Here is a 19277-nt window from a genome sequence, read left to right as displayed (position 1 = left end):
CAGCCGCCTACGGGACATGATGGAATGCGTTCGCTATCAAAGCCGCATTCATGTTCCTGGTATTAGCGGTGACTTCGGATTGCCTGTTGATTTAGGGATTAGCCCATGGCTGTTAGGTGCGTTACTTGGCGATGGAAATCTTGCAGGTACGCCACGAATCAGCATGACGGAACCATACATCATTGAGCGAGTAAGATCTGAAGTGGGTGACGATATTGAAGTCAGGCATGTTTCTGGCTGCGATTACTCCCTATCTCACAAGTTTAGCCGCAAATTATCTCTTACGCGGGTCATGCAACGGCTTGGTATCTACGGCCGGATGTCAGAGATTAAAATTATCCCGGATATTATTTTTTCTGCTGATAAGCAAACTCGTATTGATGTTCTATGCGGATTACTTGAAACCGATGGTTGGGTTGAAGGAAATAATGCCCTGCGCTTTAGCTCGGCAAGCAAGTTCCTGTCAGATGGTGTAAAGCGGCTGGTGCATTCTCTTGGTGGCGTGTGTCGTATGACAACCAAACAGGAGCCGAAATTCAGTTATAAGGGAGAAATGCGCAAAGGTATGGATGCCCATATTTGCGCAATCAGGTTGCCTGATGAGGTTCTATCACACATAAAATCTCCACGCCTGAAGCAAAAATTCACTGCAAAACGCATCAAAACAAGTGCGCCTGTTATCACGTCGGTTGAGTATATTGGACGTGAAGAGTGCATTTGCATCATGGTATCCCACGAGAGACATTTGTATGCAACTGACGGATACATTCTAACCCACAACACCACGCTGTATAGCCAGCTGGCCGTCAACTGTGCCGAAGTTGAGCAGCTCCCCGCGCTGATGTTCAGCCTCGAAATGCCGGATAAGCAGATTGTGGAGCGCATGGTGGGGCAGGTGAGCCGCGTAAATACCGATGTGTTTTATGGCGATCGGTACGACGACACAAAAGTCGCAATGGCCTTTGCTGCCGCTGGACGGCTGGCCCAGAACGGAAACCTGTACGTCGACGACACGCCCGGGATCACGCTGGCGCATATCGTCGCAGAGTCACGTCGCATCAAACGCGAACGCGGCGCTGTCGGCATGGTGCTGGTGGACTATCTGACCCTGATGACCGCAGACAAGGCTGACCGTAACGATCTGGCCTACGGGATTATCACGAAGGGGCTGAAGAACCTGGCGAAGGAACTGAACTGCATCGTGGTGCTGCTTACCCAGCTGAACCGCGATCTGGAGAAGCGCACCAACAAACGCCCGATGCCGAGTGACTCCCGCGACACCGGTCAGATTGAGCAGGATTGCGATTACTGGATCGGCATTTACCGCGAAGGCGCATACGACGAAAACGCAGATCAGGCGGCTACCGAATTGCTGTTGCGCCTGAACCGCCACGGCCCGACTGGCGTTGTTTATTGTGACCAGCGCAACGGGGCGATCTACGACTGCGACCAGGCTGCTGCTGAGCAGAAGCGCCGCGCGAATGATGCCAGACCCAACAAAAAGAGGGAATTTTGATGAAAATTTACATTGCTGGGCCAATGACCGGCATTCCGAAATATAACCGTCCTGCGTTCCATTTTGAGGCTATGCGCCTGGCTTCGGAAGGCCATGTGGTGTTAAACCCCGCGACGCTTCCCGATGGCCTGAGCCAGCCAGAGTACATGGATATTTGTCTCGCGATGCTCCGCTGCGCTGACGGCATTTTCCTGCTGTCCGGCTGGCAGAACTCCGCAGGCGCAAAAGCGGAACACGCTCTGGCTAAAAAGCTGGATCTGGAAATCATTCATCAGGAGAACGCGGTATGACCAACAAAACCAAAGAACTCGTAGCTGCCGGTCATGCGCTGGCGAAAGAGCTGCATTGCGCTGAATCTGCCGCGCTGGTGCGCGAACTGGCGACGCAGCTGGATGTGCAGCGTGTTCGTGCCGACATATTAGCCACAAAACTTCGTCAGGGAGCTGCACAATGAGCATCAAGGTCGAAAAAATTAACGTCTTATCTTTCATCGTTACTGGAGCCGATCGCCTTGACCCAGTTCGCGTGATGATTGAAAACATCGAGCCAGGAAGAGGGTTAATCACCATCACCTGCTTCGGGAAATCGTGGAATGCTGGTTGGGGCTCAATGGGCGGCGACACAGTTCAGGACTTCATTAAGCGCGTTAGCAATGACTATCTGATTGGGTGTCTTTCCCCTCAACTCCGCAGCACGGTTGATGATGACAACTATGCGAACCTTATTTTTGTGAAGTCAGAAATCATCAAACTTCGCCGCCAATTGGAGATTAGCTACGACGAAGCCCGGGTTATGTGGGATGAGGCCGAAAATGCTGACGATGTGAAAGCAAACTGCTGCGATTTCCAGCTTGGAGGGAATTTGCTCAGTCTATTCGGCGATGATCCGAGTTATGCAGGTTGGCCTACTGTTCCAAATCACGAATATCAATACCTCGAACGTATCGTTAACGCAGTTCGCGATGGTCTGAATGAAATGGAGCGTGCGGCATGAACAGAATCACCGAAGGTAAAAAATACTGCTATCGCTACTATGACGGGAACGACAGCGAAGGCCGCCCGATCGTCACTTTGTGGAAGCGCGTAATCATCCGCGAGACAGAGAAGACTTTCTGGCACGTCGAAGATATGCCGTACATGACCAATGAGCAGCTTATTAAATTCCGGACCGGTGGGCAGCCAGCGAACCAGAAACACCATGTTAAACGCTGCTTAAAAGGCGCTGATCGCTCCAGTTACCATTACACCAAAGAAGAAGCGTTGCAGGCATTTGTTCGGCGCAAAACCCACCAGATTAGCAAGATTCAGCTCGCAGAAGAAACGGCGCGCCTGTGTCTTGCTGGTCTTCGCGAGGCCGGGATCATTTCCGAGGGATATCGCTGTAAGGTCGAGAAACTGCCAGAAAGCGACAGATTCCTCGCTGCCAACCAGCCGGGGCCGATTGCGTCAGAATATAGCTGGGGCGAATACTGATGGCTAAATCCGCCGCCGAACGTAAAGCCGCCCAGCGTGCCCGGCAAGCTGCTGCTGGTGGGCGTAAATTTGAGCTCATACTTGATACGCAGGAACTGGAGATGCTGGAGCGCAATTGTGCCGCCCGCCGCCCGGGGCGAACGCCGTATGAAATGAGCGAATACGTTGCGATGCTGATCCGCCAGGACGATGCCCGCGTTCGTGGTCGCATCAAGTCAATCAGCGCGAACCGCTGCGGGAAATGTGGCGATGCGCTGCCGGTTGAGTCGTGTCCTTGCGACGGTGATTCGCAATGCTGGGTTACGCGTGGCTGGCATGAAACCAAATTAGTATCGTGACATGTCACAATATAATCAATAACATACAAGCCTCTTCGGAGGCTTTTTTCTTTGCTGCCAAATTGCTTTTGCCTGCATGCCCAGCCATAATATCCCTGTCAGCCTGAGAAACTGACGACCATCTGCGCCACGGAGAACACCATGGCGCTGCACCACCAGCAAAAACACTTTCGCCTGACGTTATCCGACGTCAGCGATTTGTCGTATCTGTCGCTTAACCTCTTCGGGGGTGACGCGTGAGCCAACAATTCCACCTCGTTAACGAAAGCGTTAAGCAGAACGCTATCAATTACATTCGTCAGTTACCGGTCGACAGCAAGCGCCCGCTGATTCTCGATGTCAAAGAGTCGACGCGCACCGCCATTCAAAACCGCAAGATGTGGCCGCTCCTGAAAGACCTTTCCGACCAGGTTCTCTGGTTCGGTAATAAATACGATTCCGACGACTGGAAAGACCTCATCACCGCGCTGGTGGCGAAGACCAAAAAGCAGGAACAGCGAATGGCCCCTGGCCTTGACGGCGGCGTCGTGATGTTCGGCCAGCGCACCAGCAAAATGACCATTCCCCAGATGGTCGAAGTCATCGAGACGATTTACTGGTTCGGCACCCAGCAGGGAGTCACTTTCAGCGAACAATCCCGCAATGAAATCGAATGGGCAAAGCGCTGGGGGGAAAGCAATGCGAAATAACCCCAGTCAGAGAACCTACCGCAGCAAAAAATGGCTCGCGGCTGTCGGGCAGATCGAGCAGTGCGTGTTATGCGGTTCGTGGGGGACGCAGGTAGCACATCGCAACGAAGGCAAAGGCATGGGCCTGAAAGCTGATGATTGCGCCACGGCGGCGATCTGCGTTTGCTGCCACGACAGCATCGACAACGGGAGCAAGCTATCGCGCGACGAACGTCGCCAGCTTATGGACCGCGCTATCGTTCTGACCGTTATCCAGATCGCCCGCCTTGGGCTGGTGGTGCCAGCATGAAAATTGACAAAACTGGACGATTGCTTAGCGATAACGCACTTAAAAATATGGGTGGCTCTGGGCGCTTCAAGGCTAAGCATGGGATGAAAAACACGCCGGAATACCGAGCGTGGATTGATATGAAAAACAGGTGTTCTAATCCGAATGTAAGGTCTTATTCAAATTATGGAGGTAGGGGGATCACTGTCTGTAAAGAGTGGGTAGAGAGTTTTGAAGAATTCTTCAAATACGTCGGTCCTCGCCCAGATGGTTACAGTCTTGACAGGATTGACACCAATGGGAACTACGAGCCCGGAAACATTAGATGGGTTACGAATCGCAGCCAACAAAATAATAAAAGAAATACCGTCTTTGTAATGTTTGATGGTCAAAAAATATCAGCCAGTGAGTATGCGAGAGCTGTAGGCATGAAGCCGGACACAGTACACGCAAGAATTCGTCGAGGCTTGAAGCTTGATGGGGCGATCATATGCAAGTGATTTATGAGATTACCCCTGTACCTAAGCCAAGACAAACCCGCGCAGACAAATGGAAAACACGGCCAGCGGTCATGCGCTACCGCGCGTTCTGCGATGAAGTGCGCCTTCGCAAAACCCACCTGCCGGAGTCCGGCGCGCATATCACTTTCGTTATGCCAATGCCCCCGAGCTGGAGCAAAAAGAAGCGGGAACAGTTCAACGGCAAGCCGCACCAGTCAAAACCAGACTGCGACAACATGCTAAAGGCGCTAATGGATGCGCTTTTTGATGATGATTCCAGCGTCTGGGATTGTCGCATCACGAAGCTTTGGGGCGAGAAAGGCCAGATCATCATCCGGGAGAACGCACAATGACACGCAACGACATTAACAATTATCAGAAGGCTTCTGTTGAGCGTACCAACTCGCAAAACCCCTGGGCGACGCTGGCAGCAGCTCCACGCAGATCTTACCTGGGAAAATATCGCCGACTGACACCATCGCAAAGCCGTTGGGTTCGTTCGTTGCTGAACCACTGGGGCGGCATGTACGGGGGCAGCGGGACAGAACACCTTTCTGGCGGTGGTGGTATGTGGTCGATGATATTGACCGGCTGGACTGGCGAACAGCAGGAGCGGATCGCTACCGTGCTGTCTGGTCTGCGAAAAATTGGCTATACCGGCGATGCGTTGTTTGAGCAGGCAAAAGCCATCATCTGGCCGAAGAAATCACTTTCTGACCTGATCGGCAATGCCGGGGATCAGGAGGAAGCGGCGTTCATGGAAGCTATCATTCTGAAGTCATTCAGTCCGGGAAGCCCGGTGTATGAAATCGGGAAAGACTATTACACCTGGCGGAAAACCATCAATGACATGGCTCGATGGATGCAATATTACTACGCACCGTTCCTGACAGAAAAACAATGTATTGACCGCGTGCGCTGGTGTATTGAGTTGTTCAACTCTGCTGTCTTCTTCACATTAAAGGATGAATTAGGCTTCGAAAATGCAAAAACTTGCGAAAAAGACTTGAAAACGAGTTTTGAAACTGCATAATTCAGATATGCTCGGACGTCAAAGGCGAAAGAGCTTACCCACCAGCGGAGATGCCTTGTGCGGAGCGGTGGGAACCACATTTAAGCCCTTGCAGAAATGCAGGGGCTTTTTGTTGCAATAATTCTATGGCTGCCACTCTCGCTGGTGGCCTTTTCTATTTTCAGGCTCCGGGAATCATCCTCGACTTTCCTTTGTCAATCTCGCCGAGAGTCTGAACCCTACACATAGCACCATCCGAACTTTCGGAGGTGAGGCTTATGAAAATGCACAATGATCCCCATTCCTGGCCGGACCTGATCGAATTGTTTCAGAGCTGGTGGCGAGGTGATACGCCACTTGGCGCTGTCCTTATGTCCCTGTTCATGGCTGGCTTACGCATTGCCTACTTTGGTGGCGGTGGCGGCTGGAAGAAAAAATCGCTGGAAATTCTGCTTTGCGGCGCGTTGACGCTGACATTCTCTTCAGCGCTTGAATATTTCGGATGGCCTAAATCTCTGTCTGTCGCTATTGGCGGCGGCGTTGGGCTTATTGGCGTTGATGCGATCCGGGGCTTTGCGATGAGGTTCATTGGTGGACGTATAGGTAGCGGCAATAACAAGGTTTAATTATGAATCAGTCTCAATTTCAAATGGCGGCTGGTATCAGCGCCGGGTTGGCTGCGCGCTGGTTTAAGCCAGTAGATGCTGCGATGAAAGAATTTGGCATTTCTGCTCCTGCTGACCAGGCGATGTTTATCGCTCAGGTAGGTCACGAGTCGGGCGGATTTAGCGCTGTAGTCGAAAATTTGAACTACACACCATCTGCGCTGGTGGCGACATTCGGAAAGAGGATCACACAGCAGCAGGCTGATGCACTTGGCAGAACAACCGAACACGCGGCCCGGCAGGATGCTATCGCCAATCTGGTGTATAGCAACCGCCTGGGTAATAAAGCGCCCGGCGATGGCTGGAAATATCGCGGCAGAGGGTTAATTCAAATCACTGGCCTTGATAATTATCGCACCTGTGGGGCGGCGCTAAAGTTAGACCTCGTTACTTCACCTGAACAGCTCGAACAGGAACTTCAGGCAGCACGCTCTGCCGCCTGGTTCTACACATCCAAAGGGTGCATGGCCTACGGTGGCGATATTACTCGTGTTACGCGCATTATTAACGGCGGCCTGAATGGCATTGAGGACCGCAAGATCCGCTACAACAAAGCGCGGGCGGCGCTGCTGGCATGAAAATGAGTTATTGGGTGCTCATTGTGACGTTTATCGCCTGTCTTGCTGGCGGTCTTGTCTGGTCAGCGGATCACTACCATGGAAAGTTTCTGGAGGAACAGCGTCGCGCTGACGATGCAGAACAGCGTGCTGATTCATCTGAGACCATCACCGCGAATGTCCTGCGCACCGTAGCAATAACGAACATCATTCTGGAGACAAACCAACATGCCAAGCAGCAGATCGCATTGGAGTCACAGAGAGCTAAGGAAGATATCAAAGTGGCTGTTGCGGATGATGATTGTGCTGTTCGTTTTGTGCCTTCTGGCGCAGTTAAGCGGCTGCACGACTACGCGAACGGTCTACGTTCCAGTTCCGGTGGTTCCGTTACCAGCCAACCTGACGGCTGAAACACCCCAGCCAGATTTACCCGATCCGTTTACGTGGGGAGCAAGCCTTAACCTGAATGTTGCGTTGTTGTCAGCGTTAGCACAGTGCAACAGGGATAAGGCTGATATCAGGACTTTCGAGAACAACAGGGCAGGACAAACCGATGGCACGATTAAACGTTGAAGTTATCCCGCCAAGCAGCGAGGCGCTGAACGGGATTTTTGCAGAGATTGAGCGTAAATATGCGCATCAACCACTGACGCCAAAAGTAATTGATGAAATGCAACGCGAAGTGGCGCGCCTTGTGCGGCGAATGATAACCACAAAGGTTACGTTCGTCCGGGACTGACATTACAGAAGCCCTTCACTGAGGGGCTTCGATAATGGAGCACTGGAATTATTCATGAACAGACCACACCCACCAGCGCATTTTACGATGCCACCTGACCCGAAGCCGTACATCAGCATTATGCCCGCTAATGACGTTGGCGAGTGGCTGAATCAGCACATCCTGAGCGATGAGGGTGACCTCTACAACCCTGACCACCAGCATTTGCTTGAAGCGGATCTGTGCTTTCTCTGGGCGTCGAACGCTTTCGAGAAGAAAGGGCGTTCCGTGCTGGGGCAGGCGGAAGAAGTGGCAATGCGTGCCGGAGGCTGGCAGAAAGCGCGGATGGAGCAGCAGATGTATGAATGGTTCGGCAGGGTGCCGCATTTCATCATCACGCTCGCCGCCGATTACTGTTCGCAATGTTCCGATCTGGAGTTCTGCGCGCTGATAGAGCACGAGCTTTATCACATCTGCCAGGCGACAGATGAATTTGGCGCGCCGAAGTTCACGCAGGAAGGGCAGCCAAAGCTGAAGCTGCGCGGTCATGACGTGGAAGAGTTTGTGGGCGTGGTTCGCCGTTACGGTGCAAGCCGGGACGTGCAGGAAATGATTGATGCGGCGAATCAGCCAGCGGAGGTTGCTCATCTCGATATTGCCAGAGCGTGCGGGACGTGCATGCTGCGACTGGCTTAAATACTGGACTGTATAAGACGAATGGTGATTTATGGCTGCATTAAAACCTGATGTGAAAGCCTTCATCATTCAGTCGCTTGCGTGCTATGACACGCCATCGCAGGTGGTCGAGGCTGTCCAAAAAGAATTTGGGATCAAGATCACCCGCCAGCAGGCTGAATCTCACGACCCCACGAAGGCCAGCGGTAAGACGCTCGCCAAAAAGTGGATCGAGATGTTCCACGCGACGCGCGAACGGTTCCTGACCGAAACCAGCGACATTCCGATCGCGAACAAATCCTATCGCCTCCGCGTGCTTGACCGCATGGCAACCAAAACCGAGGGGATGAAAAACTTCTCCCTGACGGCGCAGCTGATTGAACAGGCCGCGAAAGAGGTTGGCGACGCTTACACCAATAAGCTGAAGGTTGAAAGCACCGGCAAGGATGGCGGCCCGATCAAGACCGAGACGACCAACCTCACCGCAGATCAGGCCGCAGAGATTTACCGCAAGATGATGGGGTGATCATGCCTCTCCCGTTTGAATTCGATTTCAGAAAACCTGATTACCAGATGGTTTTTGAATGGCGGATGGAGCGCTTACAGCGCATTCGCCAGAACCCTGAAATGCTGCCAGCACTAAAACAGTTTTACCGCACCAACCCGGCACAGTTCATCATCGACTGGGGTATGACTACTGACCCGCGTAACATCGATTATGGCCTGCCGGTCACCATCCCTTTTCTGCTGTTCCCGAAACAGGAAGAGTGGATTCACTGGATCATGGAGCGGCGCGAAAAGCTGGAGAACGGCATCACCGAAAAGAGCCGCGAAATGGGGCTCAGCTGGACGGCGATCGGCCTGGCCTGCTCGCTCTGCCTGTTCAACAAAGAAATGGTTATCGGCTTCGGCTCCCGTAAAGAGGAATACGTCGACAGCACCGGTGACCCGAAAGCGCTGTTCTGGAAGGCGCGCAAGTTCGTGGAAACGCTGCCCGTCGAGTTTCGCGGTTCGTGGGACGAGAAGAAGCACGCGCCCTACATGCGCGTTGAGTTTCCCGATACTGGCGCGGTCATCAAAGGCGAGGCTGGCGACAATATCGGACGTGGTGACCGTACCACGCTCTACCTGGTGGATGAGGCTGCATTCCTCCAGCGTCCTCTGCTGATTGATGCGGCGCTGTCGCAAACCACCCGCTGCCGTATCGACCTGAGTTCGGTTAACGGCATGGCGAACCCGTTCGCGCAGAAGCGTCACGGCGGGAAGATACCGGTATTCACATTCCACTGGCGAAATGACCCGCGCAAGGATGAAGAGTGGTATCGCAGGGAATGCGAGAAAATCGACAATCCGGTGGTGGTGGCGCAGGAACTTGACCTGAACTACAGCGCATCAGCGGAAGGCGTCCTGATCCCGTCCGACTGGGTACAGGCTGCCGTCGACGCGCATATCAAGCTGGGTATTCAGCCAACGGGCAAACGACTGGGCGCGATGGACGTCGCCGACGAAGGCCGGGACAAAAACGCCTTTTCGACCCGTCACGGCTTCCTCCTGGAGAACGTGCGGGAATGGTCCGGCGTGGGCAGCGACATTTACCAGTCCGTTGAGAAGGTCTTCGGCTTTTGCGAACAGGACAACCTCGAAGAATTTCGCTTCGACGAGGACGGCCTGGGCGCTGGCGTTCGCGGCGATGCACGCGCCATCAACGAACTGCGTAACGCTGCGCGCCGACCGTCAATACTCGCCACACCGTTTCGCGGTAGCGGCGCGGTGTTTGATCCGGACGACGAAGCGGTGCGCGGCGACAACGGACAGGCCGCCCGCCTGAACAAGGACTTCTTTGCTAACGCCAAGGCCCAGAGCTGGTGGCAATTACGCAAGCTTTTCCAGAACACCTATCGCGCCGTGGTTGAGGGAATGGCCTACAACCCGGACGAAATTATCTCAATCAGCAGCGCCATGGCGAGCAAAGACAAACTCATCATCGAGCTGTCGCAACCGACCTATTCCATTAACGGTGTGGGGAAAATCGTTGTTGATAAACAGCCTGAAGGCACCAAGTCGCCGAACCTCGCCGACTCGGTGATGATCAGCTACGCGCCAATGAATTCAGCCCTGAACATCTGGGAGCTGCTAGGGAGACAGGCCTGATGGCACGAAACAAGCAAGCCTCTCAGCGAACGGCGCAGGCCACCGCTGATGGCTATGAAAACTTTGTCGCCCGCGTGGGGATGCAGACGCCTAACCAGCACTCAGCATCGACCTACCGGGCGAACTTCACCAGCCGCAACCGCATGCTGGTGGAATGGTCATATCGCGGATCGTGGGTTATCGGCGAAGCGGTCGACGCTATCCCGGACGATATGACCCGGAAAGGCATTCGCATCACTTCGGAGATTGACGCCAAAGACCGTGGTACCCTCGAAGCGCAACTGGATGAGTTGCAGATCTGGGATGCGCTGAACGACGTGCTGAAATGGTCGCGTCTCTACGGCGGCGCGGTCGGCTTCATCATGATCGAGGGGCAAGCACCAATGACCCCGCTGCGACTCGAAACCATTGGCGAGGGCAAGTTTAAGGGCATTCTCCCGCTCGACCGCTGGATGATTAACCCGGTGCTGACACGCCGCATTAAAGAGATGGGGCCGGACCTCGGCAAGCCTGAGTTTTACGACGTGGTGACCACCGCAACGGGCATTCCGGCCTGGCGCATCCATCACAGCCGCCTGATCCGCTTTGATGGCGTCACGCTGCCATTCCAGCAGAAGATGACCGAAAACGAATGGGGAATGTCGGTTGTAGAGCGTATCTGGGATCGGCTTACTGCGTTCGATAGCGCCACTGTCGGCGCGGCGCAGCTGGTCTATAAAGCGCATCTGCGTACCTATAGCGTGGAGAAGTTGCGCGAGCTTATCGCGCTTGGAGGCCCGGCGTTCGAAGCGTTGCTGAAGAACATCGACCTGATCCGCCAGTTCCAGAGCAATGAAGGTATGACGCTCATGGACTCGCGGGATAAGTTCGAAACCCACCAGTACAGCTTTAGTGGTCTGGATGACATTCTTTCGCAGTTTGCTGAGCAGATCAGCGGTGCCGTTGGTATCCCGCTGGTACGCCTGTTCGGTCAATCCCCGAAAGGCTTCTCTACTGGTGATGCAGACCTCGCCAACTATTACGACCGGGTGAGCTCATTGCAGGAGCGCCGCTTACGGCTGCCGATGCGCCGGATACTGGACATTATGCACCGCTCGGAACTCGGAAAGCCGCTGCCGGTCGATTTCACGTTTGAGTTTAACCCGCTATGGCAAATGTCAGACGTTGACCGATCAACGGTGGCCGTAAACACCACCAACGCGATCAGTACCGCGCTGGGCGACGGATTGATGACGCGTAAGGCGGCGATGACCGACCTGCGCGAAAACTCTGACGTCACCGGCATCGGGGCATCCATTACCGACGAGGATATCGAGAATGCCGAAGACGAAGCGCCGCCAGGCATCGGCGAACTTGGCGACAAACCGCCAGAGCCGCCAGGCGGAGATCCGATATCGAACGAGCCTACGGCAGATAGCGCGGGCGGTCGGGGATATCGTAAATGGTCGCTACGATGGTTCAAACGATAGCGTCACCGAAATAATGGATGCGCTGGAGCGCTACAGCGAAATCATCACCCCCTGGGCGACTAAGGTTGCTGAGAGCTTCACCGCCGACATTGCGCGCCAGAATGAAAAGCAGTGGCGTCAGCACAGTCGGAACATCAGCGCAGAACTACGCAACATGGTCGACCGCGCCCCGGTAGGCCAGGTGATGAAATCCATCGTCGCCGAGCAAATTAAGTACATCAAATCTCTGCCTCTTGAGGCCGCCGATCGGGTGTATGACATTCAGAACAAGGCCATCGAGGCTGTAGTAACTGGTGGCCGCGCTGAGCCATTCGCGAAAGAGATAGCTGCTTCCGGTGACGTGTCACGCTCACGAGCGAACCTTATCGCCCGGACTGAGCTTGGGCGCGCAACCGGTGCACTGGATCAGGCGCGTGCGCTGTCAATCGGCTCGAATGGTTATATCTGGCGTACAGCCGAAGATGGCGACGTCCGGCATTCTCATCGAGAGATGGAAGGGAAGTTTGTCGAATGGGGCCGACCTCCAACGCTTGACGGCATGACCGGTCACGCTGGCGAGCTCCCGAACTGCCGCTGTTACAAAGAAATCGTCTTCCCCAACCCTCATTCTTATCTCGCCTGAATCGCAGGTAAACCATGAAATATTTTTTCAATACCCGGCTAGGGGAAACCCGCTATCAGCTGGCTGACGGCTCGTTGCTGTGCAAAGACGTGCCGATAGGACGAACAGGTAAGCAGCTCTATGGTGCTGATGACCTGCCAAAACTGAAACCCGATAAGTTCGGTGAAATAGTCGTCACGCGTTCTCCTGAGCAGGTATTCCATCCCGCCACGCTTGCCTCATTCGAAGGAATGAGTATCACGGTGTTGCATCCCGAGGATGAAAACGGGGATGTGCGGCTGGTGAATCCAGAGAACTGGAAAGAGCTCGCGGTCGGGCATCTTCAGAATGTCCGGCGCGAGACGGGTGTGCAGTCTGATTTGATGCTGGCTGACCTTATCGTCAAAGACGAAAACGCCATTCAGCTTATCGAAGATGGCCTGCGTGAAGTGTCGTGCGGCTATGACGCTGAGTACGAGCAGACCGAACCCGGAAAAGCCGAGCAGGTCGATATTACCGGAAACCATGTGGCTCTTGTCCCCAAGGGCAGAGCCGGAAATCGTTGTGCAATTGGAGACAGAGACACAATGGCAAATCAAAAGAAAAGCTGGTGGACCCGCATGCGCACGGCCATCAAAACGGGTGACGCTGACACCATGAACGAACTGCTGGACTCTGCGCCAGCGGCTGTAACGGGTGATGAAGGGGATCTGCCGAGCGGCGTTAACCTCAACATTAACCTTTCACCGCAGCAACCATTACCGGACCAAAAGCCGGAAATGGGCGGAGAGCCAACCGGCGACGGCGAGGACGATATCAAAACCTTGCTCAAAGCCCTGCTGGCTAAGCTGGAAGGAAATGCGACGTGCGATAACGACAATAAGCCTGATGAAAAAGACAAAAAAGATCCGACCTGCGACGGCGAGGACGACGAAGAGGAAACCACGATTACCGGTGACTCTGCCTATCGTGCCGAAGTTATCGTCCCGGGTATCGATCTGAGCCGCAAGGTGAAACCGACCGCGTTCAAACGTGATGTGCTGGCTGCCGCTGACAAAACACTGGTTCGCCAGGTTGTCGGTGATGCGGATATCCGCAAATTGCCCAAGCAATCGGTCGATATGGCGTTTAACGCCGTGTCAGAGATTGCCAAAGGGCGAAACACCCGCACCACCACTGGCGATGCACAACGTCCAAATATGGGCATGACCAGCATCGCTTCCCTGAACAAACAAAACGCCGACTTCTGGTCTAACCGCAAAGGATAATCCAATGAATGCATATCTGTACCGGATGCCTGTTGGCATTGCCGGGGCTATCTCTCGCCCGCAGGACTTAACCGTCGAACCGGTGATCCTTAAATCCGCTAACGCCTTCGCTGCCTATGGTCTGGCTGGCAAATATGACGCTGACGGCTTTTTCGTGCCGCTGGCGGACGGTGACACCGCCGACAAGGTGAAGGGGATCTACGTTCGTCCGTATCCGACCACATCGCAGCCAGACATGGTTCGCCAGGTGGGGACGGATAAGAACTTCCCGGGTGACGCCATGAAGCGTGGCTACATGACCGTTAATCTCGGTTCTGATTTTGATGCCAGCACCATCAAAAAAGGCGCCCCGGTATACGTTGTCGTCTCCACTGATGAATCCATAAAAGTGCCGCTGGGCGGCTTCATGTCCACGTCCGTCAGTGGCAAAAACGTGGCGCTGACCAACGCCGAATTCACAGGGGCCGGTGACGCTAACGGCAATGCAGAAATCTCCTGGAAGATTTAAGGAACAGACGAATGATTACTTTTGATCAGGCAACCGTTGATAGCTCTGGTGCCTTTCTCATCGGGGAGCTGGAGCGACTCGACCAGACGCTGAACCTGCCGCTGGTGGGTTACACCTGGACCCGCGATATTCAGCTGCGTGAAGACGTTTCTATCGCAGATGACATTTCCAGCTGGACTAACACCAGTTTTGGCGCTGCTGGTACTGGCGCAAATCCGAACGGTAAAAACTGGGTAGGCAAAGACTCCACTGCTATTGCTGGCGTGAATGTTGATATCGGCAAAGACGGCAATCCGCTGAACCTCTGGGGAATGGAACTGGGCTGGACCGTTGTAGAGCTGGCAGCAGCTCAGCAGGTAGGTCGCCCGATTGATACCCAGAAGTACGACGGGATGCAGCTCAAATGGCAGATGGACAACGACGAGCAGGTTTACATTGGCGATGATGCGCTCGGCCTGAAAGGGCTGGCAAACCTTGTCGGTGTGACGCTGAACAATGCGCCGAAGACCTGGGCGAACTCCACCAACGACGAGATTCTCGATAGCGTGAACAGCGTTCTGTCGAATGCCTGGGCAGCATCCGGTTATTCCGTCGTGCCTTCTGATCTGCGCATTCCGCCAGAGCAGTATTCACTGCTGGCGAGCCGTAAGGTTTCCGAAGCGGGTAACCAGTCACTGCTGACCTATCTGGCCGTGAACACTATCGCTTTCCACCAGAACGGCGTTCCGCTGGAAATCAAAGCGGTCAAATGGCTGAAAGGGCGCGGAGTTGGCGGTAAAGACCGTATGGTCGCCTACACCAACGACAAGAAATACGTGCGCTATCCGCTGGTGCCGTTGCAGAGCGTTCCTGTCCAGTATCGCGGTCTGTATCAGATTGCGACCTACTACGGCAAGCTCGGTGCGGTTGAGCCAGTGTACAAAGAAACCCTGTCCTACGTGGACGGTATCTGATAACCAGAACGGCCCCGAAAGGGGCCAGAAGGAAACTGAAAATGGCGAAAGAAAAGCTGGTTACCATCCATGTTCACACCCCGTTTACGCTGACGCTCGGCGATCAGTCAAAACAGGAGTTTGGCCGGGGGCGGCATAACGTACCGGAAGAGGTCGCGTCTCACTGGTTCACCCAGGCGCACTCTGAGCTTTCCGAAAGCGTGATTAGCGACACCGATGATCTGCAACCCATTATCGACAGCCTGCAAGCGCAGATTGCCGACAAAGATAAGCAGATTGTCGATAAAGATCAGCTGATTGCCGATCTGAAAGAAGCGCTGCTCAAGCTGCAAGAGCAGAACGACAGCCTGCAAGCGCAGATTGCTGCCGCCCAGACTGGCGGTAATGGGGCGAAAGATGCCAAAGAATCAAAGCCTGCCAACAGTAAGTGATTTTCGCCGCGACTTCCCGCAGTTTGCTGACCCTGCCAAATATCCCGAAGCGCAAATCCAGTTTCGTCTGAATCTGGCCGATGTGCTGCTGAGTGAAAACGTCACCGGCAAAGAGTTGTTTCCGTACTTTGCCGAGTTGTTCGTGGCTCACTACATGACGCTATGGGCGGCAGATAGCCGGGCAATGCTGGTTGGCGGGCCGGGCGGTTCAACCAATGGTGTTCAGTCCTCCAAGTCCGTTGACAAGGTAAGCGTCAGCTATGACACCAGCGCGACGCTAAACCCTGACGCAGGCTTCTGGAATAACACCCGATATGGCACTGAATTTTATCAGCTGATCACGATGTTCGGTGCGGGCGGTCGCCAGCTATGAGTTTCAAAAGTGGTGTAACAACGAGGGTTGATAACGCTCAGGCCATTCTGGATGCGCTCCGGTCGCTAACCAAAAAGGATGTGCTGGTGGGCATCCCGGAAGAAGACAGCGAGCGTGAGGATGTTCCGTTTGGTAATGCCGGGATCGGTTACGTCAACGAATACGGCTCACCAGCGCAAAACATACCCCCACGCCCGCACCTGATCCCCGGCGTTAAATCCGTAGAGGAACAGACGGTGCCGCAGCTCAAAGCAGCGGCGCAGGCTGCGCTTGATGGAAATGCGGCGGGTGCGGAAAGAGCGCTTAACCGCGCCGGAACGCTGGCCGCGAATGGCGTCAGGCGTTACATGACCATTACCGGCTTTACACCGCTTGCTGATAGCACCGTTGAAGCACGCGCGCGTCGAGGGCGCAAAGGGGCGAAAGCTGAGTTAGCACGCAGATCGGCAGACGGAAAGCTTAATGCTATCAACCCAGATTCTGGTCAATTGATAAGCAATGAGAATGTAAGGCCGTTGATTGATACCGGACAGTACCGCAGAGCCATTACCCATATTGTGAGGGATAAAGATGCCGAATCTTGATGTAACAGACGTGCTTTTTGACCCCGATTTTTGCGACTTCAACCTGTGGGTAACGCGTCGCGCGCAAACGGTGGACGATGACGGGATCGGCAGCGACAGCGAAGTTAAAACGCAGTTTGCCGGGGTTGTTACTGTTGACCGCTCCCTGGAAAATCGCCGCATGCAGGCCGGGCAGGTTATCAGCGGCGCGATTCTTATCGTGACGACTGAACGACTTACGCAGGGGCAGACTGGCCGTGATGCCGATATCGTGACGTATCAGAACCGTGATTATCGTGTGACGTTCGTCGACCCGTATACCGCTTACGGTGCTGGCTTCGTCCAGGCGCATTGCGAACTGTTGCCGTTTGATGGGGGTACTCCCGTTGAGCAATAACACCAGCACAGAGCGCGGCTGGCTGACACCCACCAGCGGCGATCCGGATTATGACGAAGCGCTCGACAGGCTGCTAAGCCAGTGGATGCGCAACGTTTCCGGCTTGCCTGCTGGGATGGTTCGCCCGCGCTGGCAGAAAGACCAGCCGCCACTTCCACCAGTTGAAACGAACTGGTGCGCGTTCGGAGTTACCGGGTGGCCCATTGATAACAGTCCCGCATTCACCAGGCAGACCGACGAGGGCGCTCAGCTCTGGCGGCATGAAACGTTCGAATGCATGGCGTCGTTCTATGGCCCGGCTGGTATGTCTTATGCGTCCCGTTTTCGCGATGGCATATCTGTCCCGCAAAACAATGCTGAGCTGAACGCGCTTGGTTTGTCCCTTGGAGACTATACCGGTCTGACCCCTTTCCCCGAGCTTATCAACCAGCAATGGGTTCGCCGCTACGACATGACGGTGCGCCTGCGCCGGAAGGTTGTGCGCGAGTACGGCATCAAATCGCTGGTGGAAGCGCCAGTCACCTTTTTTGGAGAATAAACCATGACGCAGGGCTTACCTGTATCCAACGTTGTAAACGTTGATGTGATCATCTCGCCGAAAGCGGCTACTGGTCGTAACTTTGGCGCGCTGCTGATTCTTGGTTCTTCCACCGTTATTCCGGTGCAAGAGCGCGTTCGCCTTTATGCGTCCGTTGAGGACATTGGCGAGGACTTCGGAGTCGACAGCCCGGAATATGAAGCGGCGCAGGTTTTCTTCAGCCAGTCGCCGAAGCCGACGCAGGTTTATGTTGGCCGCTGGGCGAAGACGCTGACCTCTTCCGAAGGTGGCAGCGTGGAAACCATCGTGCAAGCTGTTAATGCATGTCTGCAATATACCAACTGGTATGGGCTGGTTGTCGCTGATGATGTTGCTGATGGCGGTGATGTGCTTGATGCTGACGACGTGATTGAGGTTGCTAAACTCATCGAAGCGTCCAGTCTGAGCCGAATTTTCGGGGTAACCTCTGCCGACGCCGAGATTATCAATACGACCTCGACGACCGATGTTGCGTCAAAATTAAAGGCTGGCAAGTATTCCCGGACCTTTATTCAGTATTCCACCAGCAGCCCTTATGCGGCGGTTTCAGCTTTCGGTCGCGCGTTTACTGTCAATTTCAACGGCAGCAATACCACCATTACCCTGAAATTCAAACAGGAACCAAGCGTAACCTACGAAACGCTGACGGTCGGTCAGGCTGCGGCAGTGGATGCGAAGAATGCGAACGTGTTCGTGTACTACGCCAACGACACGGCGATCCTGCAACAGGGAGTGATGGCAAACGGCGACTTCTTCGACGAGCGCCACGGGCTCGACTGGTTGCAGAACTACGTTCAGACCAACCTCTATAACCTGCTTTACACCAGCACCACCAAAATTCCGCAGACTGATGCCGGTGTGACCCGTCTGCTTTCCAACGTTGAACAGTCCATGGATCAGTCCGTCACGAACGGTCTGGTAGCGGCTGGCGTTTGGAATGGTGGCCCTATCGGACAGCTGAATTCCGGCGATACGCTGACCAAAGGTTATTACGTGTATGCGCAACCTCTGTCCGAACAGGCGCAGGCCGACCGCGAAGCGCGCAAAGCACCGTTAATCCAGGTGGCCTGTAAGCTGGCTGGTGCAGTTCATTATGCCGATGTGCAGATCAACGTGGTTCGCTAAGGAGCGATAAATGGCAACTTATTCTTTTCTCGATGTAACCGCGTCGCTCACCGGGCCGACCGGCGTTATCGATCTTGGTCAGGGTTCTGCGAACTCTGAGGAAGGTATCACCCAGACCATGGGCGGCAACAAGAACACCATGACCATCGGTGCCGATGGCGAAGTGATGCACAGCCTGCACGCCGATAAGTCAGGCACCATTACGGTAACGCTGCTGAAAACCTCCCCCGTGAACAAGAAGCTGTCTCTGGCGTATAACGCGCAAAGCCAGTCCTCTGCCACCTGGGGCAATAACGTGATCGTCATTCGCAACACGGCATCGGGTGATATTTCTACTGCGCGTTCGTGTGCATTCCAGAAACAGCCTGATTTCAATAACGCCAAAGAGGGCGGGACTGTTGCCTGGGTGTTCGACTGCGGCAAGATTGACCAGCTGCTCGGGGAGTTTTAA

Annotated in this window: 29 protein-coding genes and 1 pseudogene; all 30 read left to right on the top strand. The window is 54.4% G+C overall.

Annotated elements, in window-relative coordinates; all coding sequences use genetic code 11:
* Positions 1-781: 781 nt before the first annotated feature.
* Positions 782-1516 (top strand): annotated as a pseudogene (locus tag SK33_RS26485) (DnaB-like helicase C-terminal domain-containing protein); the annotation flags it as partial.
* Positions 1516-1806: a DUF4406 domain-containing protein gene (locus SK33_RS18715; RefSeq protein ID WP_048219627.1), complete on the top strand. Its 291-nt coding sequence runs from the start codon at positions 1516-1518 to the stop codon at positions 1804-1806. The pseudogene SK33_RS26485 and the gene SK33_RS18715, both read left to right, overlap by 1 nt.
* Positions 1803-1970 (top strand): hypothetical protein, encoded by a 168-nt coding sequence (locus tag SK33_RS18710; protein WP_162771974.1) that lies wholly within the window; start codon positions 1803-1805, stop codon positions 1968-1970. The genes SK33_RS18715 and SK33_RS18710 overlap by 4 nt, the downstream gene beginning before the upstream one ends.
* Positions 1967-2509, top strand: coding sequence for a hypothetical protein (locus SK33_RS18705; protein ID WP_197698872.1), 543 nt, complete (start codon positions 1967-1969; stop codon positions 2507-2509). The genes SK33_RS18710 and SK33_RS18705 overlap by 4 nt, the downstream gene beginning before the upstream one ends.
* A complete protein-coding gene (locus SK33_RS18700; RefSeq protein WP_048219625.1) occupies positions 2506-2988 on the top strand; it encodes a hypothetical protein in 483 nt (160 codons plus the stop codon). Before SK33_RS18705 ends, SK33_RS18700 begins: the two co-directional genes overlap by 4 nt.
* On the top strand, positions 2988-3326 hold the full coding sequence (locus SK33_RS18695) for a hypothetical protein (RefSeq protein WP_048219624.1): 339 nt from the start codon (positions 2988-2990) through the stop codon (positions 3324-3326). Before SK33_RS18700 ends, SK33_RS18695 begins: the two co-directional genes overlap by 1 nt.
* Positions 3327-3562: 236 nt before the next feature.
* Positions 3563-4015 (top strand): recombination protein NinB, encoded by a 453-nt coding sequence (locus SK33_RS18690; RefSeq protein ID WP_044702923.1) that lies wholly within the window; start codon positions 3563-3565, stop codon positions 4013-4015.
* Positions 4005-4304 carry a DUF1364 family protein gene (locus SK33_RS18685; RefSeq protein WP_044702921.1) on the top strand — a complete coding sequence of 100 codons (300 nt, stop codon included), beginning with the start codon at positions 4005-4007 and terminating at the stop codon, positions 4302-4304. The genes SK33_RS18690 and SK33_RS18685 overlap by 11 nt, the downstream gene beginning before the upstream one ends.
* A complete protein-coding gene (locus SK33_RS18680) occupies positions 4301-4783 on the top strand; it encodes an AsnC family protein (protein WP_052674422.1) in 483 nt (160 codons plus the stop codon). Before SK33_RS18685 ends, SK33_RS18680 begins: the two co-directional genes overlap by 4 nt.
* Positions 4774-5136 carry a RusA family crossover junction endodeoxyribonuclease gene (locus tag SK33_RS18675; RefSeq protein ID WP_045354712.1) on the top strand — a complete coding sequence of 121 codons (363 nt, stop codon included), beginning with the start codon at positions 4774-4776 and terminating at the stop codon, positions 5134-5136. Before SK33_RS18680 ends, SK33_RS18675 begins: the two co-directional genes overlap by 10 nt.
* Positions 5133-5816: a hypothetical protein gene (locus SK33_RS18670; RefSeq protein ID WP_082138498.1), complete on the top strand. Its 684-nt coding sequence runs from the start codon at positions 5133-5135 to the stop codon at positions 5814-5816. The genes SK33_RS18675 and SK33_RS18670 overlap by 4 nt, the downstream gene beginning before the upstream one ends.
* 257 nt (positions 5817-6073) lie before the next feature.
* Positions 6074-6421 (top strand): phage holin, lambda family, encoded by a 348-nt coding sequence (locus SK33_RS18665; RefSeq protein ID WP_048219622.1) that lies wholly within the window; start codon positions 6074-6076, stop codon positions 6419-6421.
* A 2-nt stretch (positions 6422-6423) separates the two neighbouring features.
* Positions 6424-7038 (top strand): glycoside hydrolase family 19 protein, encoded by a 615-nt coding sequence (locus tag SK33_RS18660; protein ID WP_048219620.1) that lies wholly within the window; start codon positions 6424-6426, stop codon positions 7036-7038.
* Positions 7039-7245: 207 nt separating this feature from the next.
* Positions 7246-7590: an Rz1-like lysis system protein LysC gene (gene lysC / locus SK33_RS26480; protein WP_422651133.1), complete on the top strand. Its 345-nt coding sequence runs from the start codon at positions 7246-7248 to the stop codon at positions 7588-7590.
* Positions 7571-7756, top strand: coding sequence for a hypothetical protein (locus SK33_RS18650; RefSeq protein WP_029403918.1), 186 nt, complete (start codon positions 7571-7573; stop codon positions 7754-7756). Before lysC ends, SK33_RS18650 begins: the two co-directional genes overlap by 20 nt.
* A gap of 54 nt (positions 7757-7810) precedes the next feature.
* Positions 7811-8431 (top strand): putative metallopeptidase, encoded by a 621-nt coding sequence (locus SK33_RS18645; protein ID WP_001081498.1) that lies wholly within the window; start codon positions 7811-7813, stop codon positions 8429-8431.
* A gap of 31 nt (positions 8432-8462) precedes the next feature.
* On the top strand, positions 8463-8936 hold the full coding sequence (locus SK33_RS18640; RefSeq protein WP_016243561.1) for a DUF2280 domain-containing protein: 474 nt from the start codon (positions 8463-8465) through the stop codon (positions 8934-8936).
* 2 nt (positions 8937-8938) lie between these two features.
* Positions 8939-10561, top strand: coding sequence for a bacteriophage TerL protein (locus SK33_RS18635; protein ID WP_048219616.1), 1623 nt, complete (start codon positions 8939-8941; stop codon positions 10559-10561).
* The gene (locus SK33_RS18630; RefSeq protein WP_048219614.1) at positions 10561-12030 is read left to right on the top strand and encodes a DUF1073 domain-containing protein; all 1470 of its coding nucleotides are present in this window, start codon (positions 10561-10563) and stop codon (positions 12028-12030) included. Before SK33_RS18635 ends, SK33_RS18630 begins: the two co-directional genes overlap by 1 nt.
* Positions 11915-12652 carry a phage head morphogenesis protein gene (locus tag SK33_RS18625; RefSeq protein WP_113772720.1) on the top strand — a complete coding sequence of 246 codons (738 nt, stop codon included), beginning with the start codon at positions 11915-11917 and terminating at the stop codon, positions 12650-12652. Before SK33_RS18630 ends, SK33_RS18625 begins: the two co-directional genes overlap by 116 nt.
* Positions 12653-12666: 14 nt before the next feature.
* The gene (locus SK33_RS18620; protein ID WP_048219612.1) at positions 12667-13899 is read left to right on the top strand and encodes a DUF2213 domain-containing protein; all 1233 of its coding nucleotides are present in this window, start codon (positions 12667-12669) and stop codon (positions 13897-13899) included.
* 4 nt (positions 13900-13903) lie between these two features.
* Positions 13904-14407 (top strand): structural cement protein Gp24, encoded by a 504-nt coding sequence (locus SK33_RS18615; RefSeq protein WP_048219610.1) that lies wholly within the window; start codon positions 13904-13906, stop codon positions 14405-14407.
* 11 nt (positions 14408-14418) lie between these two features.
* Positions 14419-15360 (top strand): DUF2184 domain-containing protein, encoded by a 942-nt coding sequence (locus tag SK33_RS18610; RefSeq protein ID WP_048219608.1) that lies wholly within the window; start codon positions 14419-14421, stop codon positions 15358-15360.
* A gap of 41 nt (positions 15361-15401) precedes the next feature.
* The gene (locus SK33_RS18605; protein WP_006120171.1) at positions 15402-15791 is read left to right on the top strand and encodes an STY1053 family phage-associated protein; all 390 of its coding nucleotides are present in this window, start codon (positions 15402-15404) and stop codon (positions 15789-15791) included.
* Entirely contained in the window at positions 15757-16164 is a 408-nt protein-coding gene (locus SK33_RS18600) for a DUF4054 domain-containing protein (RefSeq protein WP_048219607.1), read from the top strand. The genes SK33_RS18605 and SK33_RS18600 overlap by 35 nt, the downstream gene beginning before the upstream one ends.
* Positions 16161-16748 carry a hypothetical protein gene (locus SK33_RS18595; protein ID WP_032177174.1) on the top strand — a complete coding sequence of 196 codons (588 nt, stop codon included), beginning with the start codon at positions 16161-16163 and terminating at the stop codon, positions 16746-16748. The genes SK33_RS18600 and SK33_RS18595 overlap by 4 nt, the downstream gene beginning before the upstream one ends.
* On the top strand, positions 16735-17124 hold the full coding sequence (locus SK33_RS18590; protein ID WP_006120168.1) for a hypothetical protein: 390 nt from the start codon (positions 16735-16737) through the stop codon (positions 17122-17124). The genes SK33_RS18595 and SK33_RS18590 overlap by 14 nt, the downstream gene beginning before the upstream one ends.
* Positions 17114-17662 carry a phage neck terminator protein gene (locus SK33_RS18585; RefSeq protein ID WP_420259170.1) on the top strand — a complete coding sequence of 183 codons (549 nt, stop codon included), beginning with the start codon at positions 17114-17116 and terminating at the stop codon, positions 17660-17662. Before SK33_RS18590 ends, SK33_RS18585 begins: the two co-directional genes overlap by 11 nt.
* A gap of 3 nt (positions 17663-17665) precedes the next feature.
* Complete coding sequence (locus SK33_RS18580) at positions 17666-18826, top strand: DUF3383 family protein (RefSeq protein WP_048219605.1); 1161 nt, start codon at positions 17666-17668, stop codon at positions 18824-18826.
* Positions 18827-18836: 10 nt separating this feature from the next.
* Positions 18837-19277, top strand: a complete 441-nt coding sequence (locus SK33_RS18575) for a DUF3277 family protein (RefSeq protein ID WP_000257257.1) — start codon at positions 18837-18839, stop codon at positions 19275-19277.

It is taken from the genome of Citrobacter sp. MGH103, assembly GCF_001034475.2.
In the GTDB taxonomy this organism is placed as follows: Bacteria; Pseudomonadota; Gammaproteobacteria; order Enterobacterales; family Enterobacteriaceae; genus Citrobacter; species Citrobacter freundii.
The sequence above is the reverse complement of the archived record's forward strand: the minus strand, read 5'-3'. Positions and strand labels throughout refer to the sequence as shown.

Excerpts from the sequence above, each read along its gene's own strand:
- SK33_RS18605 (WP_006120171.1), top strand. The coding sequence starts at position 15,402 with ATGGCGAAAGAAAAGCTGGTTACCATCCATGTTCACACCCCGTTTACG.
- SK33_RS18640 (WP_016243561.1), top strand. The coding sequence starts at position 8,463 with ATGGCTGCATTAAAACCTGATGTGAAAGCCTTCATCATTCAGTCGCTT.
- SK33_RS18630 (WP_048219614.1), top strand. The coding sequence starts at position 10,561 with ATGGCACGAAACAAGCAAGCCTCTCAGCGAACGGCGCAGGCCACCGCT.
- SK33_RS18645 (WP_001081498.1), top strand. The coding sequence starts at position 7,811 with ATGAACAGACCACACCCACCAGCGCATTTTACGATGCCACCTGACCCG.
- SK33_RS18660 (WP_048219620.1), top strand. The coding sequence starts at position 6,424 with ATGAATCAGTCTCAATTTCAAATGGCGGCTGGTATCAGCGCCGGGTTG.
- SK33_RS18590 (WP_006120168.1), top strand. The coding sequence starts at position 16,735 with ATGCCGAATCTTGATGTAACAGACGTGCTTTTTGACCCCGATTTTTGC.
- lysC (WP_422651133.1), top strand. The coding sequence starts at position 7,246 with ATGCCAAGCAGCAGATCGCATTGGAGTCACAGAGAGCTAAGGAAGATA.
- SK33_RS18705 (WP_197698872.1), top strand. The coding sequence starts at position 1,967 with ATGAGCATCAAGGTCGAAAAAATTAACGTCTTATCTTTCATCGTTACT.
- SK33_RS18600 (WP_048219607.1), top strand. The coding sequence starts at position 15,757 with ATGCCAAAGAATCAAAGCCTGCCAACAGTAAGTGATTTTCGCCGCGAC.
- SK33_RS18715 (WP_048219627.1), top strand. The coding sequence starts at position 1,516 with ATGAAAATTTACATTGCTGGGCCAATGACCGGCATTCCGAAATATAAC.
- SK33_RS18685 (WP_044702921.1), top strand. The coding sequence starts at position 4,005 with ATGCGAAATAACCCCAGTCAGAGAACCTACCGCAGCAAAAAATGGCTC.
- SK33_RS18580 (WP_048219605.1), top strand. The coding sequence starts at position 17,666 with ATGACGCAGGGCTTACCTGTATCCAACGTTGTAAACGTTGATGTGATC.
- SK33_RS18575 (WP_000257257.1), top strand. The coding sequence starts at position 18,837 with ATGGCAACTTATTCTTTTCTCGATGTAACCGCGTCGCTCACCGGGCCG.
- SK33_RS18670 (WP_082138498.1), top strand. The coding sequence starts at position 5,133 with ATGACACGCAACGACATTAACAATTATCAGAAGGCTTCTGTTGAGCGT.
- SK33_RS18620 (WP_048219612.1), top strand. The coding sequence starts at position 12,667 with ATGAAATATTTTTTCAATACCCGGCTAGGGGAAACCCGCTATCAGCTG.
- SK33_RS18710 (WP_162771974.1), top strand. The coding sequence starts at position 1,803 with ATGACCAACAAAACCAAAGAACTCGTAGCTGCCGGTCATGCGCTGGCG.
- SK33_RS18595 (WP_032177174.1), top strand. The coding sequence starts at position 16,161 with ATGAGTTTCAAAAGTGGTGTAACAACGAGGGTTGATAACGCTCAGGCC.
- SK33_RS18615 (WP_048219610.1), top strand. The coding sequence starts at position 13,904 with ATGAATGCATATCTGTACCGGATGCCTGTTGGCATTGCCGGGGCTATC.
- SK33_RS18610 (WP_048219608.1), top strand. The coding sequence starts at position 14,419 with ATGATTACTTTTGATCAGGCAACCGTTGATAGCTCTGGTGCCTTTCTC.
- SK33_RS18680 (WP_052674422.1), top strand. The coding sequence starts at position 4,301 with ATGAAAATTGACAAAACTGGACGATTGCTTAGCGATAACGCACTTAAA.
- SK33_RS18700 (WP_048219625.1), top strand. The coding sequence starts at position 2,506 with ATGAACAGAATCACCGAAGGTAAAAAATACTGCTATCGCTACTATGAC.
- SK33_RS18675 (WP_045354712.1), top strand. The coding sequence starts at position 4,774 with ATGCAAGTGATTTATGAGATTACCCCTGTACCTAAGCCAAGACAAACC.
- SK33_RS18635 (WP_048219616.1), top strand. The coding sequence starts at position 8,939 with ATGCCTCTCCCGTTTGAATTCGATTTCAGAAAACCTGATTACCAGATG.
- SK33_RS18650 (WP_029403918.1), top strand. The coding sequence starts at position 7,571 with ATGGCACGATTAAACGTTGAAGTTATCCCGCCAAGCAGCGAGGCGCTG.
- SK33_RS18695 (WP_048219624.1), top strand. The coding sequence starts at position 2,988 with ATGGCTAAATCCGCCGCCGAACGTAAAGCCGCCCAGCGTGCCCGGCAA.
- SK33_RS18665 (WP_048219622.1), top strand. The coding sequence starts at position 6,074 with ATGAAAATGCACAATGATCCCCATTCCTGGCCGGACCTGATCGAATTG.